This is a genomic window from Stenotrophomonas maltophilia, assembly GCF_003970865.1.
Classification (GTDB): Bacteria; Pseudomonadota; Gammaproteobacteria; order Xanthomonadales; family Xanthomonadaceae; genus Stenotrophomonas; species Stenotrophomonas maltophilia_AR.
The window spans coordinates 35177-52024 of sequence record NZ_RXLZ01000001.1; the positions used below are offsets into that span (position 1 = coordinate 35177).

A 16848-nucleotide genomic window follows, 5' to 3' on the forward strand; every position below is an offset into this window, starting at 1 on the left:
CCCGCAGCGGTGCATCCAACATTCCAGCCGACCAGCGGTCGGCTCTACCGAATTCCCATCCCCAAGTGGACCTGACCCCCATGAGCAACAAAGACGTCGTTCTCGCCTTCTCCGGCGGCCTGGATACCAGCTTCTGCGTGCCGTACCTGCAGGAGCGTGGCTACAACGTGCACACCGTGTTCGCCGACACCGGCGGTGTGGATGATGAAGAGCGCGATTTCATCGAGAAGCGCGCCGCCGAGCTGGGCGTGGCCAGCCATGTCACCGTCAATGGTGGCCCGGCCATCTGGGAAGGCTTCGTCAAGCCGTTCGTGTGGGCCGGCGAAGGCTACCAGGGCCAGTACCCGCTGCTGGTCTCGGACCGCTACCTGATCGTCGATGCCGCACTGAAGCGTGCTGCCGAGCTGGGCACCAACATCATCGCCCACGGCTGCACCGGCATGGGCAACGACCAGGTGCGTTTCGACCTGGCCGTGAAGGCGCTGGGCGACTACCAGATCATCGCGCCGATCCGCGAGATCCAGAAGGAACACACCCAGACCCGCGCCTACGAGCAGAAGTACCTGGAAGAGCGTGGCTTCGGCGTGCGCGCCAAGCAGCAGGCCTACACCATCAACGAAAACCTGCTGGGCCTGACCATGTCCGGCGGCGAGATCGACCGTTGGGAAGCCCCGGGCGAAGGCGCACGTGGCTGGTGCGCACCGCGCAGCGAGTGGCCGGAACAGGCGCTGAGCGTGACCCTGAAGTTCGTCGAAGGCGAAGCGGTTGAACTGAACGGCAAGGCGCTGCCGGGCGACCAGATCCTGGCCCAGCTCAACAAGCTGTTCGCCCCGTATGGCGTTGGCCGCGGCGTCTACACCGGCGACACCGTGATCGGCCTGAAGGGCCGCATCGTGTTCGAGGCCCCGGGCCTGGTCTCGCTGCTGGCTGCACACCGCGCGCTGGAAGATGCCGTGCTGACCAAGCAGCAGAACCGCTTCAAGCCGGACGTGGCGCGCAAGTGGGTGGAGCTGGTGTACGAAGGCTTCTACCACGACCCGCTGAAGACCGACATCGAGGCGTTCCTGAAGTCCTCGCAGGCCAAGGTCAACGGCGAAGTGGTGCTGGAAACCCGTGGTGGCCGCGTCGATGCGGTGGCGGTGAAGTCGCCGCACCTGCTCAACACCAAGGGTGCCACCTACGCGCAGTCGGCCGACTGGGGCGTGGAAGAGGCGGAGGGCTTCATCAAGCTGTTCGGCATGAGCTCCACCCTGTATGCACAGGTGAACCGCGGTTGACCTGTGACGGTAGTGCCGGCCGCTGGCCGGCACTCACCACCGACATCGTTGCCGGCCAGCGGCCGGCACTACCAGGATTGTTGATTCATGCTTGAACAGACGCTCGATCACTTGCAGGCCCTGGTGTCCTTCGACACCCGCAACCCGCCGCGTGCGATCACCACCGGTGGCATCTTCGATTACCTGCGCGCGAACCTGCCCGGCTTCAACGTCGAGGTGATCGACCATGGCGCGGGTGCGGTCAGCCTGTACGCCGTGCGTGGGACGCCGAAGTACCTGTTCAACGCGCACCTGGATACCGTGCCCGACTCGCCGCACTGGAGTGCCGACCCGCATGTGATGCGCCGGCTGGACGACCGCGTGGTCGGCCTGGGCGTGTGTGACATCAAGGGCGCCGCCGCTGCGCTGGTTGCCGCGGCCAATGCAAGCGATGGCGATGCTGCGTTCCTGTTCTCCAGCGACGAGGAAGCCAACGATCCGCGCTGCATCGCCGCGTTCCTGGCGCGTGGCCTGCCGTATGAAGCGGTGCTGGTGGCCGAGCCGACCATGAGCGAGGCCGTGCTCGCGCATCGTGGCATCAGTTCGGTGCTGATGCAGTTCGCCGGCCGCGCCGGGCACGCCTCGGGCAAGCAGGATGCGGCTGCCAGTGCGCTGCACCAGGCCATGCGCTGGGGCAACCGCGCGCTGGACCATGTGGAATCGCTGGCCTCGGCGCGCTTTGGCGGACTGACCGGCCTGCGTTTCAACATCGGACGCGTCGAAGGTGGGATCAAGGCCAACATGATCGCACCGGCTGCCGAAGTGCGTTTCGGCTTCCGTCCGCTGCCGTCGATGGACATCGATGGCCTGCTGGCGACCTTCGCCGGTTTCGCCGAACCGGAAGCCGCCGTGTTCACCGAGACCTTCCGTGGCCCAAGCCTGCCGGCCGGTGACATCGCCGAAGCCGAGAACCGCCGCCTGCTGGCGCGCGACGTGGCCGATGCGCTGGAACTGCCGATCGGCAACGCGGTGGACTTCTGGACAGAGGCCTCGCTGTTCTCCGCTGCTGGCTACACCACGCTGGTGTTCGGCCCGGGCGACATCGCCCAGGCCCACACCGCCGATGAGTTCGTGACGCTGGACCAGCTGCAGCGCTACACCGACGCCGTGCACCGCATCATCGCCGCCGGCGCCTGATCGACCCCACAACGCCGCCCGGCCCTGGCCGGGTGGAACTGCAACGCGGCGACCGCCGCCTGTGACGAAACCGAAATGTCTCCTGCCCTCCAGCCCCACCGCCAGACCCGCCAGACCATCGTGCGCCTGCTTTCCAGCATGGCCAGCGCGAAGGAGATCAGCCAGTACCTCAAGCGCTTTTCGCAGCTGGACGCCAAGCGCTTCGCCGTGGTCAAGGTCGGCGGCGCGGTGCTGCGCGACGACCTCGACGCGCTGACCTCTTCGCTGTCGTTCCTGCAGGAGGTCGGGCTGACCCCGATCGTGCTGCATGGCGCCGGCCCGCAGCTGGATGCTGAACTGTCGGCCGCCGGTATCGAGAAGCAGACCGTCAATGGCCTGCGCGTGACTTCGCCGGAAGCGCTGGCGATCGTGCGCCGGGTGTTCCAGCAGTCCAACCTGCGCCTGGTCGAGGCGCTGCAGCAGAACGGTGCGCGCGCCACCTCGATCACCGGCGGCGTGTTCGAGGCCGAGTATCTGGACGTGGATACCTACGGCCTGGTCGGCGAGGTGAAGAAGGTCAACCTGGCACCGATCGAGGCCAGCCTGCGCGCCGGTTCGATCCCGGTCATCACCAGCCTGGGCGAAACCGCCGGCGGCCAGATCCTCAACGTCAACGCCGACTTCGCCGCCAACGAGCTCGTGCAGGAGCTGCAACCGTACAAGATCATCTTCCTGACCGGCACCGGCGGCCTGCTGGACGAGCAGGGCAACGTGATCGATTCGATCAACCTGTCCACTGAGTATGACCACCTGATCGCGCAGCCGTGGATCCACGGCGGCATGAAGGTGAAGATCGAACAGATCAAGGATCTGCTCGACCGCCTGCCGCTGGAATCGTCGGTGTCGATCACCCGCCCGGCCGACTTGGCCAAGGAACTGTTCACCCACAAGGGTTCGGGCACGCTGGTGCGCAAGGGCGAAAAAGTGCTGCGCGCCACCGCCTGGGATGAACTGGACCTGCCGCGCCTGAAGGGCCTGATCGAATCCAGCTTCGGCCGCACGCTGGTGCCGGACTATTTCCAGAAGACCAAGCTGTTGCGTGCCTATGTCAGCGAGAATTACCGCACCGCAGTGATCCTCACCGACGAGGCAGAGGGCGTGTACCTGGACAAGTTCGCCGTGCTCGACGACGCGCAGGGCGAAGGCCTGGGCCGTGCGGTCTGGAACGTGATGCTGGAGGAAACCCCGCAGCTGTTCTGGCGCTCGCGCCACGGCAATCCGATCAATCACTTCTACTACGCCGAATCCGAGGGCTGCTACAAGCAGGATCACTGGAAGGTGTTCTGGTACGGTGCCGATGGCATCGACCGCATCAGGACCTATGTCGACCACTGCGGCGTGCGAGCGCCGAGCCTGGAGGGCTGAGCGCGATGAATCATGCTGATTGGACACGGGTTCCCACGCTGGCTGGCGCGCATGCGCGGCTGGAGCCGCTGCAGATGAGCCATATCGATGGCCTGCGCGGGGCATTGGGCGACGGTTCGTTGTCAAAGCTCTGGTACACCCAGGTTCCGGATGCGAAAACCATGACCGGCTACGTGCAGGCAGCGCTGCAGGCGCAGGCCGAAGGCAAGGTGCTGCCGTTCGTGGTGTTCGATGCCAACGACCAGATCGTCGGCACCACCCGCTACTACGATCTGCAGCCGGACGTGCCGCGCCTGAGCATCGGCTACACCTGGTATGACGAATCGGTGCAGCGCACCGGGGTCAATTCGGAGAGCAAGCTGATGCTGCTCAGTCATGCCTTCGAGCGGCTGGAGTGCCTGAGTGTGGTGTTCGAAACCAGCTGGTTCAACTTCGCATCGCGCACGGCCATCGCGCGGTTGGGCGCCAAGCAGGATGGCGTGCTGCGCAACCATAGGCGGCACGCCGATGGCACGCCGCGTGACACCGTCATCTTCTCCATCATCGATGCGGAATGGCAGGGCGTGAAGCGCCACCTGCAGTACCGCCTGGACAGTCACGCATGAACGATTCGACCTTTACCCTTGGCATCGTCGGTGCCCGCGGCCATACCGGCGCCGAGCTGATCAAGCTGGTGGCCGCGCATCCGCGGCTGAAACTGGCCTTTGTCTCTTCGCGCGAGCGCGCCGGACAGCGCCTGTCCGACCACCATCCGGAATTCCAGGGCGAGCTGCAGTACGAGAACCTGGACGCCGACGCGGTGGCCGCCAAGGGTGTGGACGCGGTGATCCTGGCCCTGCCCAATGGCCTGGCCGCGCCGTTCGTGGCTGCGCTGGAAGCGGCGAAGCCGGACACCGTCATCGTCGATCTCTCGGCCGACTACCGTTTCGACAACAGCTGGTACTACGGCCTGCCGGAGCTGACCCGCGGCCGCTACAACGGCCAGAAGCACATCAGCAACCCGGGCTGCTATGCCACGGCGATGCAGCTGGCGGTGCATCCGCTGCTGGACCTGCTGGCCGGCCCACCGCAGTGCTTCGGTGTCTCCGGCTACTCCGGTGCCGGTACCACGCCGTCGGACAAGAACAACGTCGAGCTGCTGGCCGACAACCTGATGCCATATGCGCTGACCAACCACGTGCACGAGCGCGAGGTGTCGGTGCAGCTGGGCGTGGCTGTTGAATTCATGCCGCACGTCGCGCCGCATTTCCGGGGCATCACGCTCACCGCCAACCTGTGGCTGAACCGCGTGCAGACCCGCGAACAGATCGTCGAGCGCTTCCAGCAGGCCTATGCCGGCGAATCCCTGATCGAAGTGGTGGATGACGCGCCGTGGGTAAGCCGCATCGCCGGTCGCCACGGTGCCCAGGTCGGTGGCTTCACGCTCGCCCCGGGCGGTAAGCGGGTCGTCGTGGTGGCGACCCTGGACAACCTGCTCAAGGGTGCGGCCACCCAGGCCATGCAGAACCTCAACCTCGCGCTGGGCATCGACGAACTGACGTCGATCCCGCACTGAACACGTATTCCGGAGCCCCCATGGCAGACCTTCTTTGGCAGAAGCCCGGCGTCGCTGTCGACGCACAGATCCAGACCTTCCTCGCCGGCGATGACGTGATCCTCGACCGCGAGTTTTTCCTGCACGACATCGCCGCCAGCGCCGCGCATGCGCAGGGACTGCAGCACATCGGCATCCTCAGCGCCGATGAACTGGCTGGCCTGCTGCGCGAACTGGAGATCCTGGCGCAGGACTTCCGCGAAGGCCGCTTCGTGCTGGATACGCAGTACGAAGATGGCCACTCGGCGATCGAAGCGCGCCTGACCGAACGCCTCGGCGATGCCGGCCGCAAGATCCACACCGGCCGCAGCCGCAACGACCAGATCCTGGTCGCCACCCGCCTGTGGCTGAAGGAGAAGCTGCAGCGCGTGGCCCAGCTCAGCGCGGAAGTGGCGAAGGTCGCGCTGGACCGCGCACAGGCCGAGAAGGATCTGCCGATTCCCGGCTATACCCACATCCAGCGTGCCGTGGTGTCCTCGGCCGGCATGTGGTGGGCCGGCTGGGCCGAGGCCTTCATCGACAACGCCATCCGCGCGCACGACACCCATGCATTGGTCGATGCCAATCCGCTCGGCACCGCCGCCGGCTACGGCGTGAACCTGCCGCTGGACCGCGAGCACACCACGGCGGCGCTCGGTTTTGCGCGCATGCAGATCTCGCCGATCTATGCGCAGCTGTCGCGCGGCAAGTTCGAACTGGCCGCGCTGGAGGCGCTCGGTGGCGCCACGCTGGATCTGCGCCGCATCGCCTGGGACCTGTCGTTGTTCACCAGTGCCGAGTTCGGCTTCGTCGCGCTGCCGGCGCAGTACACCACCGGCAGTTCGATCATGCCCAACAAGCGCAATCCGGATGTGATCGAGCTGATGCGCGCCACCCACGCCAGCGTCGCCGCCGCGCGCACCGAGATCGAGCAGTTGCTGTCGCTGCCGTCGGGCTACCACCGCGACCTGCAGTCGTCCAAGGGCGCTATCTTCCACGGCTTCGGCCGTGGCCTGGCAGCGCTGGAGCTGCTGCCGGCGCTGCTGGCCAACCTGGAATGGCGCGACGACAAGCTGCGTGCGGCCATCGATTCGGGCATGTATGCCACCGACGTCGCCGTGGAAGCGGCCGTGGCCGGCGTGCCGTTCCGTGAGGCCTACAAGGCCGCTGCGGCCGGTGCCGACAGTGCAGGGCAGGGGCGTACCCCGGAAGGCAGCCTGGCCACACGCGTGTCGCCGGGTTCGGCCGCTGACCTGCGCCTGGGCGAGCTGCGCGCGCGCTGGCAGGCGCTGTCCTGATGGCGGGCACCGTCTACCTGGTGATGGCGATGCGCCGGCCGGAATTCAACGATGCAGCGGTGCAGCCGCACCGCGATTTCCTCGATGCGTTGCAGGCGCAGGGCAAGCTGCAGCTGACCGGTGGTTTCGCCGACGGCAGCGGTGGCGCCTATGTGTTGTGCAACGTGGACAGCCTGGCGCAGGCGCAGGCCATCGTCGCCACCGATCCGCTGGTGACGATGCAGGCCTCCGACCTGACCGTGCACGAATGGAACACCCGCTGAGAGCCTGACCGATGATCCAGCACGCTGCCCACGTCGCCTCGCCGTTCCCCGAACAAGCGCTGCCACCCTGGCGGCGTGCGGTGCTGAAGGTCGGCAGCAGCCTGCTGGCAGCCGATGGCGGCGGCCTGTCGCCACGCCACGCGCTGGGCCTGGCGCAGTTCGTCTCGGCCAACGTACTGGCCGGGCGCGAGGTGGTGATCGTGTCGTCCGGCGCGGTCGCTGCCGGGCGCGCGATCCTGCCGCGGGCCGATGAGCCTGGCGCGGCGATGGCGGCGCGGCAGGCCCTGGCAGCGCTCGGCCAGGCCCAGCTGATCGGGCTCTGGCAGCGCTTCTTCGAGCGCCCGGTGGCGCAGGTGCTGCTGACCCACGACGACCTGCGCAACCGCCGGCGCTACCTCAATGCACGCGCCACGCTGAGTGAACTGCTGCGCCTGGGCGCGTTGCCGGTGGTCAACGAGAACGACACCGTGTCGGTGGATGAGCTCAAGCTCGGCGACAACGACAACCTGGCCGCCACCGTGGCGGCGCTGGTCGATGCCGATGCGCTGTTCATCGCCACCGACATCGATGGCCTGTACAGCGCCGACCCGCGTACCGTGGCCGACGCGCGGCCGCTGCACGACGTGCCGGAACTGAATGACGAGGTGCTGGCGATGGCCGGTGGCGCCGGCTCGCGCGCCGGCACCGGCGGCATGCGGACCAAGCTGGAAGCGGCGGCCAAGGCCGGTCGCCTCGGTATCGAAACCTATCTGTTCAATGGCCGCAGCAATGACGTGGTACGCGCGCTGGCCCAGGACCGCCTGTTCGGTACCCGTATCCACGCCGCACGCAGCCGTGAGGCGGCCCGCAAGCACTGGCTGCGGCACGCGCCGCTGGTCGAGGGGGCGATCGTGATCGATGCCGGCGCGGCGCAGGCCATGCGCGAGAAGGGCGCCTCGCTGCTGCCCGGTGGCATCACCGGCGCGGAGGGCGTGTTCCGCCGTGGCGACATGGTGCAGGTGTGCTGGAACGCGCCACAGGGCCGTGTCTGCGTGGCGCGCGGCGTCAGCCAGTACGCGGCCGATGATGTGCGCCGGATCGCCGGCCGCCATTCGCGCGACATCGAGGCCGTGCTGGGCTACAACTACGGTGGCAGTGTCGTCCATCGCGACGATCTGGTGCTGCCATGACCGGTTTGAAGGACTCCCCGATGAGCGAAATCGAAGCGCAGGCGCGTGCCTGCCGTGACGCGGCCCAGATCGTTGCCGGCCTTGACAGTGCGGCGCGCCGCACGCTGCTGCTGGCGATGGCCCAGGCACTGGAAGTGAATGCCGGGCTGATCCTGGCCGGTAATGCGCGCGACCTTGCCGCTGCGCGCGAGAAAGGCATTGGCAGTGCCATGCTCGACCGCCTGGCGCTGGACCCGGCACGCCTGTTCGCGATGGCCGAAGCTGTGCGTGAGGTCGCCGCGCTGCCCGATCCGGTCGGCCAGATCACCCGCGACGATGTGCGTCCAAACGGCATCCGCGTGCAGAAGGTACGCGTGCCGCTGGGCGTGATCGCGATGATCTACGAGGCGCGCCCGAACGTGACCGCCGAAGCGGCCGCGCTGTGCCTGAAGGCCGGCAATGGCGTGATCCTGCGCGGTGGTTCCGAAGCGATCCACTCCAACACCGCCATCGCCCAGGCGCTGGCCGGCGCCCTGCAGGCCAATGGCGTACCGGCGGCGGCAGTGACCGTGCTGACCGACTTGCGCCGCGAAGCAATGCTGGAGCTGCTGCAGCTGCATGAACTGATCGATCTGGCGATTCCGCGCGGGGGCGAAGGCCTGATCCGCTTCGTTGCCGAGCATGCGCGGGTGCCGGTGATCAAGCATTACAAGGGTGTCTGCCACCTGTTCGTGGATGCCAGCGCCGACCTCGGCAAAGCCATCGATCTGCTGGTGGACGGCAAGTGCAGTCGTCCGTCGGCCTGCAATTCGCTGGAGACCTTGCTGGTGCACCGCGATGTGGCCGAAGCGTTCCTGCCGCGCGTGGCGCAGGCGCTCGGCGAGCATGGCGTACAGCTGCGCGCCGATGCACTGGCGCAACCGCTGCTGCCGGGCAGCATGGCGGCGACCGAGGAGGATTACGCTGCCGAATTCCTCGACCTGGTGCTGGCCGTGCGCGTGGTCGACGACCTCGATGCGGCCATCGCGCACATCCGCCGCTATACCTCCGACCATACCGAAGTGATCGCGACCGAAGACGCCGGCCACGCCGAGCGCTTCGTCAACGCACTGCGCTCGGCGGTGGTGATGGTCAATGCCTCCTCGCGCTTCTCCGATGGCGGCCAGCTGGGCCTGGGCAGCGAAATCGGCATCTCCACCACGCGCCTGCATGCCTACGGCCCGATGGGCCTGGAGGCACTCACCGTCGAACGATTTGTCGTGCGCGGTGAAGGGCAGACGCGCAGGTAGATCCACGCCATGCGTGGATGCTCTTCGCGGTAGACCCCGGTGCCGACCAGGGTCGGCACCCACCGGGTTATCGGGCTACACCACCTCGCGGCGGATGCCGATCGGCCGCGCGTGATCGTCCATGTGCAGCGTGGCGGCCTTGCAGCCGAGCAGGCGCTCGGCCAGTCCGGTGCTGGCCCCCAGGTCGGCGGCCACTTCGTTGAGGCTGGCCAGCGGCCGCGGCAGGCGCCGGTCGTGGCCACGGAAGCGCGCGCGGTTGTACTCGGCCCAGCCGATCAGCAGCACGCTGGCACACAGCAGCATCAGTGGCAGCGCCACCAGCACATAGGGGTCGAACTGGCTTTGCCGTTCGTACAGCTGCTGCCAGGCCAGCTGTCCGCCGATCAGCCACGACACCAGGGTCACCAGTGGCGCCCACAGGTAGAAGTAGAACCCCCAGAACGCGAGGGTGACGAAGCCCCAGGCGGTGCGCTGGAAGCGTGGTTGGCGATGCGGCTTGCGGATCATCCGCGAGTCGAAGCGGTTGGACGGGCGTTGTGCGTTCATCGGATCCCCCGATCGGGACTGGTCCAGGTGGCGCGCTTGCTGCGACGGCGCAGCAGGGTTTTCGGCAACGCCACCAGGGTGGTGGAAAGGCTGATCAACCAGTACGCCATCGGGTACCAGATGACCCAGAAGTAGTTGCGTCCAATCTGTGTTTCGTAACGACGGTCGATGATCAGGCTGCTGGCGAACTGCAGCAGGCAGACCAGGGCCAGGATCACGCCATGCCACTCCGGCAAAAGGCTGGCGATATGCAGTTGCGGGGGCAGTTCAATGAATTTGCCCAGCGCCCACAGCACCACGATGAACAACATGGTGTAGGCCCAGATCACGCTCAGCACGTACTCCAGCAGTACGCCCCACATGCGCCGTTCTTTCCAGTGCAGCAGCGAGCGGGCGTGGCGCAGCATCACCTCCACGCCACCCTGGGCCCAGCGCAGCCGCTGCCGCCACAGCCCCTTCAGCGTTTCCGGCATCAGGATGAAGCACAGCGCGTTGGGTTCGTAGCGGATGTCCCAGTGCGCGCGCTGCAGGCGCCAGCTGATGTCGATGTCTTCGGTCACCATGTCGTCCGACCACCAGCCGACCTGGTGCAGGGCGGTACGGCGGAAGCCGGCGATCACCCCGGAGATGGTGAAAATGCGCCCGTACACCCGCTGCGCGCGCTTGATCATGCCGATGATCGAGGAGAACTCGGCTACCTGCAGGCGTCCGAGCAGGGTGGAGCGGTTGCGGATGCGCGGGTTGCCGGTCACCGCGCCGACCCGGCTGCCGCTCACCAGGTGCCAGATCATCCAGTGCAGTGCGTGCTCTTCCAGCATCGCGTCGCCGTCGATGCACACCAGGTATTCCGAGCGTGCGGCGAGTGCCCCCATGCGCAGCGCATTGGCCTTGCCCAGGTTGCGGTCCAGGTGCAGCACGCGCAGCCGTGGGTGCTTTGCCGCCAACGCATCCAGCCGCGCACCGGTGTCGTCGCTGCTGCCATCATCGATGGCGATCACTTCGTAGTCGGCCGGATAGCGCTGTGCCAGCGCCGCGCCGAGCGTGTCGTCGAGGTTCGCGGACTCGTTGTGGCAGGGAATCAACAGGCTCGCGAACGGTGGATCGACCATCAACGGCGGGTCGTTGCGTGGGCGTGAATGGCGTTCGCGCCGGAAGTAGTAATACAGGCCGCCCGACATCCAGAAGAACGCCATCACCATCGGGTAGTAGAAGGCGAACTGGAACAGGACCTGCAGCAACGGATGCATGTCCATGTCACTTCTCCGGGTACGGGAAGTTGCCGGCGGACATCGCCGCGCGGGCATCGCGGGTGGAGGGCTGGTCGGCGATGAAGTCGTCCGGGTACCAGGCGAAGTGGTGCACGCCCTGTGCCTGCAGCTGGCGGATCTGCGCGCGCAGGCGCTCGGCGGGAATCGGTTGCCCGCTGCGCCAATCGACGGTCTGCAGTTCGAACAGGGTGTGCTGCAGCTGTGGGTCATGTGCACGCACCGCGGCCAGCAGCTGGTCGAGCCAGCGTTCCGGATGCTTGCTGCCTTCCATCCACGGCATCGCCATCAGTGCGGTCTGGTCGTAGGCCTTGTTGAACAGGTCCAGGCGCTGCGCAAACCAGGCTTCGCTCTGCGGGCGCAGCACTGGCTCCGCGTACAGGTTGCGCACCGTGGCCAGCTTCGGTCGCCAGCGCTGCGCGTTGTTGCGCAGTGCCAGGGTGAAGTCGATCAATGCGTGCGTGCGTGCGCTGCCTCCATCGCCGGCCACCAGCGTGGGCAGTTCGGTGTCGCGCAGATAGCCATCGTCATGGAACAGCAGGCCCTCGAAGTACGAGTTGACCGCCAGGTCCTCGTAGATGTCGAGCATGATCTGGCGTGCTTCCGGGTTGGTGAAATCCAGCCGGTACATGCCATCGGCATCGCCGTTGCGGATCGCCAGCGCCTTGCGCTGCACCGGGTCGGGCAGCTCGAAGCCGAGTACCGGCAGCCATGCGTAGACCTTTACCCCCGCGCGCGATTTCAGCTGCCAGGCAACGCGGCTGAACAGGTCCGCGCGCATCGGCATGTGGCGGTTGGGGAAGTACAGTGCATCGGCGGTGTTGTTGCCGTCCGGATCGGCGAACGCCTGCAGGTAGACGTGCGTCGGTGCGATGCGCTTGACCCGCTCGATCAGCGCATCCAGATTGCGCGCCTGCTGTGCGGGGTCGGGGTCGTACACATCATCCAGGTCGATCTGCAGGGCACGGATGCCATCGAGCGCGACGTCGCGGCGCAGTTCGTAGGCCAGCCCCTCCACGGTCGGGTTGTCGCTGACCAGGAAGCGCGCCAGGCCATGCAGGTCGCTGGCCACGGGCGTGCTGCGGCCCTCCAGATCGAAGGACACCGGCATGCCCAGCTGTTCGGCGATGTCGTTGCTCAACTGGTTGTAGGCGGCGTACGGCCAGACGATGGCGCGCGGGCGCACGCCCAGGTGCTGCTCGATGCGCTGCACGCTGCGCGAGAGATCGGCACGCAGGCGTTGCGCGTACTGCGCCTCGCTCTCGTAGCTGCGCGTGGCGGGGTTGTAAACACGCGTCACGACAGCGGGGGTGGAATTTCCCTGCGGGTTGGCAAGCACCCCGTGGTGCAGGTCGTCGGTATGGCTGGCCACCTCGATCAGGCCGCTGTCGTGCATCTGCTTCAGCTGTGCCCAGGTGATGAAGTCGTCGCGGCCGAACGGCCGGTAGCCATAGTCGATGGTGCGGCCCGGTGCCATGTCCACGTAGTCGGTGATCACCGCCACCAGCGCCGGATAGCGGTAGGCCTGCAGCAGCGGGAAGGCCTTGTCGTAGACGCTGCGCAGGCCGTCATCGAAGGTCAGCAATACCGGTTTCGGTGGCAGCGTGGCGCGCCCCTGGGAGGCGTCGATCACCTGCGACAGCGACACCGGGTGATAGCCGTGTGCCCCCAGCCAGTCCAGATGGGCGGCGAAGTTCTGCGTGCTCACCGCATAGGTATCGGCATCGCCCTTGGCTGCGACCTGGTCGCGGATGTCGTGGTAGCTGAGGATCAGCAGGCCGTTGTCGATCGCATCGAGATGCGGGGCCTGCTGCGCGAAGGCCGGCGGTGCAGCCGACAGCAGCAGGAGCACGATCAGGCGCAGGATGCGGGTCATGTCAGTCTCCCCAGCGCAGTGCGGCTTCGAAGCCGATATGGCGTTCGCGATGGCCGTCGTAGACCGGCCGCGACCAGCGCACGCCATACTCGAACACGCGGCCCTGGCCCAGCTGCCACTCGTGCATGTAGGACACCGACGGCACCAGTGCACTGCCGAAGCCGTCCTGCCAGTAGTCGCCCAGCGAGACGGTCAGCCGGTGCCGGAAGTGGCGTTCGTAGTGGCGCCACAGCTGCTGGTCGATGCGCAGGCCGACCTCGACCATGCGATCGCGCTTCGGGTTGAAGTAGGGGGCATCGTCGCGGCTGCCACGACTGGTGTAGGCATTGGCCAGGCCATCGATCAGCCACCGTGGGCGGGTCAGCAGGCGCTGTTCAAGGCGGGTGCTGAACAGTTCGCGATGGTTGCCATCGTCGTAACGGAAGCGGCTGGCGCCGAACATCCAGTGCGTGCGCTCGCTGCGCCGATAGTCGACCTGCGCACTGACGCTGTCGGCGGTGATGCCGGCCACGCGCGCCTGCATCGATGCCTCCGGATCATTGCGTGCGGCGATCAGTCCGGCATGCCAGTAGTCGTTGAACTGCCAGCCCACGCCGACGCGCAGGCCGGTATCGCCAATGTGGTCGTTGGCGCGCAGTACCGCTGCTTCCGCATCCAGCCGGCCGAAGCGGTAGCGTACGCCCGCGCCTAGCCACAGCGGGTCGATGCGCTGGTCCTGGAAATCGACCGAGCGCCGGTCGGCGAAGGCGAACAGCCGCCAGCGATCGTCGAGTACGGGTGTCTGGACTTCCATGCCATAGCGGCGGTCGTCGTTGCCCAGCGGCGAGGTGCCCCCACCGCCGGAACTGCGTCCGATGTCGGTCCATGCCTTCAGCTGCCAGCCGCGATGCGCGTGCCATGCCTGGTCCATGCGTTCGACGGCGGGCTGGGTGGGGTAGCGTGCGAGCAGATCATCGTGCAGCGGTCGCGCCAGGTCATCGCGCTGCAGGGCGACGTAGGCTTCCTGCATGCCCAGCCGTGGCTCGATGTCGCGCGGGTCCAGCGCATGCGCCATCTGTTGCCGTTGCAGCGCCCTGCGTGGCCAGCCGCGCATCATGTAGACGCTGCCCAGCGCGCTCTGCAGGCCGCCGTTGCCCGGTGCGATGTCGACCATCGATTCCAGATCGCGCTGCGCGGTGGGCAGGTCACCGCTGTAGGCGCGCACCATCGCCAGGTTGAGGTCGGCCTCGTAGCGCGACCAGTTTGGATACGGCGACTTCCCGTTGCTCCAGCGCCAGGCAGGTTCCTTGTCACGCCACGCCTGCAGCAGGTCGACGGCCTTTTCCTGCTGCTCGCTTTCCAGGTAGGCGTAAGCCAGTTCCGAGTGCGAGGCGTCGCGCGTTGGATCGCCGGCGACGGCCGCCTGCAGCACCGGAATGGCTTCTTCCGGATGCAGGGTGCCCATCAGCGAATCGCCGACCGCAGGCAGCACATAGTCGGGCAGGGCATGGCCTTCGGCCTGCAGTGCGCGGGCTTCCTCGCGCACCTGCGCATGGCGGCCCAGCCGGTTGAGCAGGATCAGCCGGTCCATGCGGATGCGCAGTGGCGCCTGCGCCGGTGGGGTGCCTTCGCTGCCCAGGTAGCGCTGCATGCGCGCCAGGGTCGATTCGGCTTCTTCCAGGCGGCTGTCTTCGCTGCTGCTGTAGGCCAGGCTCCAGACCACAAGCTTGGCCAGGTAGTCGCCTTCGATGCGTTGCTTCTGTGCAGCGTCGAACAGCTGCGGGCGCTGCTGGTACAGCTCCCAGGCGCGCCAGGCATTGCCGATGTCGCCCAGGGTCAGTACGCGCAGCTTGAACAGCAGGTCGTCGTTGGGCTGCTGCTGGCTGGCGCGCTCGATCGCGCCGAGGGCATCCAGCCAGCGGGCCTGGTCGCGGTAGCGGCCGATCTCGGCCAGGGCCGCCTCGCGGTCGGGCGGGGCAGCGCTGCTGGCCCAGGCCAGGGCGGTACAGGCAAGGCCGACGCAGAGCGCCAGCCGGCGGTGGACAACCATTGGGGACCCCCTTGGCTTCCGAACCAGACAACCTGAAAAATGTGACGCACATCACATGCCAGATTTTGGGATGGCCGTGGCCTGCGTCACTCCCCTCGCGAACTCCCATCCAGCAGGGATGGGCGGAACCAGGACAGCGACCTGCAATGTCTTGTCTGAAACGAGAGTCCCCCGCACACCGAGTGGTGGCCTGGGCGGCGCTGCCGCCCCCATGCCCGATGCCGGCACGCGGCAAGGATGGGCATTCGTGGGCACTATCCGCCCGGAATTGTCAGCCCGGCGTCAAAATGCGCAAACGGGCTGACGAGCGGTAGGTGGGGCCGGTTGCGAGGCCCCACGTGGCTTACCAGAGGTCTTCCAGCTTGCGCGGCTTGCAGGCCACCCATGAGGCGCACAGCATCAGGGTGGCGCAGCCGAACAGGAAGCTGAATGGGATCGTCCAGCCGTCGCTGACGGTGTGCAGCCAGCCGACCAGGAACGGCCCCAGGCAGCTGAAGCTGTAGCCCACGCCCTGCATGAACCCGGACAGCGCCGCCGAGCCGGTGGGGGTGCGGGTGCGCAGGTTGATCAGGGTCAGCGCCAGCGGGAAGGTGGACGGACCAACGCCGAGCAGGCAGGCCCACAGCAGCGGCGCCTTCATGGGGGCCAGCAGCAGGCCGGTGAAGGCGATCACGAACGAGAAGAAGCCGATCAGCACCAGCGGGAACGGGTTCTGCAGGCGTACCGCCATCGAGGGGATGACCAGCGACGGCAGCAGGCCCAGTGCCGAGAACACGGCCACCATCACGCCGCCGAACGCGGGCGTGCCCCCGGCCTCGACCACGATGCGCGGCAGCCAGGTGAACATCGAATAGGTCATCAGCGAGGTCATGCCGAACATCAGCGTCATGCTCCAGCCCAGCGACGTGCGCCAGACCTTGCCATGCGGCTGTGCGGTGGGGTCGGTGGCGTCGGCCAGCGGCTTCGGCGCGCGCCTGGCCAGCAGCAGCCACGGCAGTGCGGCGGCGAGCGCCAGCAGCGCCCACATGCCCAGCGACACGCGCCAGCCCGCAGCATTGGCCACCGGCACCGCCAGCAGTGCCGGCAGCATCGTGCCCAGCTGCAGCACGCTGATGTACAGCGTGCTCATGGTGCCGACCTTGTTGGCGAAGTAGCGCTTCACCAGCGGCGGCACCACCACGTTGCCGATGCCCATGCCGGCCAGTGCCACCACCGAACCGAGCAGCAGCGTGCCGACGTTGCCGGCGCTGGAGCGCAGCAGCAGGCCGGCCATCGCCATCACCATCGCCAGCAGGGTGGTGCGTTCCAGGCCCAGGCGCCGCGCCAGTGCAGGCGTGGCCACGCCGAACAGCGCGAACGAGGCGGTCGGCAGCATGCCCAGCACGCCGGTCATGGTGGTGCCGAAGCCGAACTGCTGGCCAAGCACGTCCAGCAGCGGGGTGATCGAGGTGACCGCAGTGCGCAGGTTGACCGCTGCCAGCAGGATCGCGGCAAAGGCGAGGACGCGACCGTGCAGCAGCGACGGCGAATCGGAAGTGGAGGAACTCATCGGTGGTCCTTGCAGGTGTCGCACGCCGCAGCAACGGCATGCAGCGCCGGCATCGGTCTACGCCGAAGCGGCAGGTGGGGGTGGGGGCTGCAGGCGGGCCGGCAGCGCGGCCATTGTACGTGCGCTGCCTGGCAAGGTCCCGTCATGCGGGTGGC

The 16848-nt window shown here is 67.2% G+C and carries 14 protein-coding genes; 9 read left to right on the forward strand and 5 right to left on the reverse strand.

Annotated elements, in window-relative coordinates; translation table 11 throughout:
* Positions 1–80 precede the first annotated feature (80 nt).
* The 9 genes from EKL94_RS00175 to EKL94_RS00215 all read left to right on the forward strand — a co-directional run bounded on the left by EKL94_RS00175 (position 81) and on the right by EKL94_RS00215 (position 9428).
* Positions 81–1277: an argininosuccinate synthase gene (locus tag EKL94_RS00175; protein WP_126927499.1), complete on the forward strand. Its 1197-nt coding sequence runs from the start codon at positions 81–83 to the stop codon at positions 1275–1277.
* Between the two features lie 87 nt (positions 1278–1364).
* Positions 1365–2453, forward strand: a complete 1089-nt coding sequence (locus EKL94_RS00180) for an acetylornithine deacetylase (protein ID WP_126927500.1) — start codon at positions 1365–1367, stop codon at positions 2451–2453.
* Positions 2454–2528: 75 nt separating this feature from the next.
* The gene (locus EKL94_RS00185) at positions 2529–3857 is read left to right on the forward strand and encodes an acetylglutamate kinase (RefSeq protein WP_126927501.1); all 1329 of its coding nucleotides are present in this window, start codon (positions 2529–2531) and stop codon (positions 3855–3857) included.
* A gap of 5 nt (positions 3858–3862) precedes the next feature.
* Entirely contained in the window at positions 3863–4462 is a 600-nt protein-coding gene (locus tag EKL94_RS00190; protein ID WP_126927502.1) for a GNAT family N-acetyltransferase, read from the forward strand.
* Positions 4459–5412: an N-acetyl-gamma-glutamyl-phosphate reductase gene (gene argC / locus EKL94_RS00195; protein WP_126927503.1), complete on the forward strand. Its 954-nt coding sequence runs from the start codon at positions 4459–4461 to the stop codon at positions 5410–5412. The genes EKL94_RS00190 and argC overlap by 4 nt, the downstream gene beginning before the upstream one ends.
* A gap of 20 nt (positions 5413–5432) precedes the next feature.
* Positions 5433–6728: an argininosuccinate lyase gene (argH, locus tag EKL94_RS00200; RefSeq protein ID WP_126927504.1), complete on the forward strand. Its 1296-nt coding sequence runs from the start codon at positions 5433–5435 to the stop codon at positions 6726–6728.
* Complete coding sequence (locus EKL94_RS00205; protein WP_126927505.1) at positions 6728–6991, forward strand: YciI family protein; 264 nt, start codon at positions 6728–6730, stop codon at positions 6989–6991. The genes argH and EKL94_RS00205 overlap by 1 nt, the downstream gene beginning before the upstream one ends.
* A gap of 11 nt (positions 6992–7002) precedes the next feature.
* Complete coding sequence (gene proB, locus EKL94_RS00210) at positions 7003–8160, forward strand: glutamate 5-kinase (protein WP_126927506.1); 1158 nt, start codon at positions 7003–7005, stop codon at positions 8158–8160.
* Entirely contained in the window at positions 8157–9428 is a 1272-nt protein-coding gene (locus tag EKL94_RS00215; protein WP_126927507.1) for a glutamate-5-semialdehyde dehydrogenase, read from the forward strand. Before proB ends, EKL94_RS00215 begins: the two co-directional genes overlap by 4 nt.
* Positions 9429–9503: 75 nt before the next feature.
* Here EKL94_RS00215 and pgaD read toward each other — a convergent pair whose 3' ends face one another.
* From pgaD to EKL94_RS00240, 5 genes are all read right to left on the reverse strand, one after another.
* Positions 9504–9974 (reverse strand): poly-beta-1,6-N-acetyl-D-glucosamine biosynthesis protein PgaD, encoded by a 471-nt coding sequence (pgaD, locus tag EKL94_RS00220; protein WP_126927508.1) that lies wholly within the window; start codon positions 9972–9974, stop codon positions 9504–9506.
* Positions 9971–11227: a poly-beta-1,6-N-acetyl-D-glucosamine synthase gene (gene pgaC / locus EKL94_RS00225; protein WP_126927509.1), complete on the reverse strand. Its 1257-nt coding sequence runs from the start codon at positions 11225–11227 to the stop codon at positions 9971–9973. Before pgaC ends, pgaD begins: the two co-directional genes overlap by 4 nt.
* Position 11228: 1 nt before the next feature.
* The gene (pgaB, locus tag EKL94_RS00230) at positions 11229–13115 is read right to left on the reverse strand and encodes a poly-beta-1,6-N-acetyl-D-glucosamine N-deacetylase PgaB (RefSeq protein WP_126927510.1); all 1887 of its coding nucleotides are present in this window, start codon (positions 13113–13115) and stop codon (positions 11229–11231) included.
* A 1-nt stretch (position 13116) separates the two neighbouring features.
* Entirely contained in the window at positions 13117–15144 is a 2028-nt protein-coding gene (gene pgaA, locus EKL94_RS00235; RefSeq protein ID WP_126927511.1) for a poly-beta-1,6 N-acetyl-D-glucosamine export porin PgaA, read from the reverse strand.
* A 343-nt stretch (positions 15145–15487) separates the two neighbouring features.
* Positions 15488–16693, reverse strand: a complete 1206-nt coding sequence (locus EKL94_RS00240; RefSeq protein WP_126927512.1) for a CynX/NimT family MFS transporter — start codon at positions 16691–16693, stop codon at positions 15488–15490.
* Between the last annotated feature and the right edge of the window lie 155 nt (positions 16694–16848).

Coding starts and splice junctions, on each gene's coding strand:
- pgaC (WP_126927509.1), bottom strand. CDS start 11,227: ATGGACATGCATCCGTTGCTGCAGGTCCTGTTCCAGTTCGCCTTCTAC.
- EKL94_RS00205 (WP_126927505.1), top strand. CDS start 6,728: ATGGCGGGCACCGTCTACCTGGTGATGGCGATGCGCCGGCCGGAATTC.
- EKL94_RS00190 (WP_126927502.1), top strand. CDS start 3,863: ATGAATCATGCTGATTGGACACGGGTTCCCACGCTGGCTGGCGCGCAT.
- pgaD (WP_126927508.1), bottom strand. CDS start 9,974: ATGAACGCACAACGCCCGTCCAACCGCTTCGACTCGCGGATGATCCGC.
- EKL94_RS00215 (WP_126927507.1), top strand. CDS start 8,157: ATGACCGGTTTGAAGGACTCCCCGATGAGCGAAATCGAAGCGCAGGCG.
- EKL94_RS00175 (WP_126927499.1), top strand. CDS start 81: ATGAGCAACAAAGACGTCGTTCTCGCCTTCTCCGGCGGCCTGGATACC.
- EKL94_RS00240 (WP_126927512.1), bottom strand. CDS start 16,693: ATGAGTTCCTCCACTTCCGATTCGCCGTCGCTGCTGCACGGTCGCGTC.
- argC (WP_126927503.1), top strand. CDS start 4,459: ATGAACGATTCGACCTTTACCCTTGGCATCGTCGGTGCCCGCGGCCAT.
- pgaA (WP_126927511.1), bottom strand. CDS start 15,144: ATGGTTGTCCACCGCCGGCTGGCGCTCTGCGTCGGCCTTGCCTGTACC.
- proB (WP_126927506.1), top strand. CDS start 7,003: ATGATCCAGCACGCTGCCCACGTCGCCTCGCCGTTCCCCGAACAAGCG.
- EKL94_RS00185 (WP_126927501.1), top strand. CDS start 2,529: ATGTCTCCTGCCCTCCAGCCCCACCGCCAGACCCGCCAGACCATCGTG.
- argH (WP_126927504.1), top strand. CDS start 5,433: ATGGCAGACCTTCTTTGGCAGAAGCCCGGCGTCGCTGTCGACGCACAG.
- pgaB (WP_126927510.1), bottom strand. CDS start 13,115: ATGACCCGCATCCTGCGCCTGATCGTGCTCCTGCTGCTGTCGGCTGCA.
- EKL94_RS00180 (WP_126927500.1), top strand. CDS start 1,365: ATGCTTGAACAGACGCTCGATCACTTGCAGGCCCTGGTGTCCTTCGAC.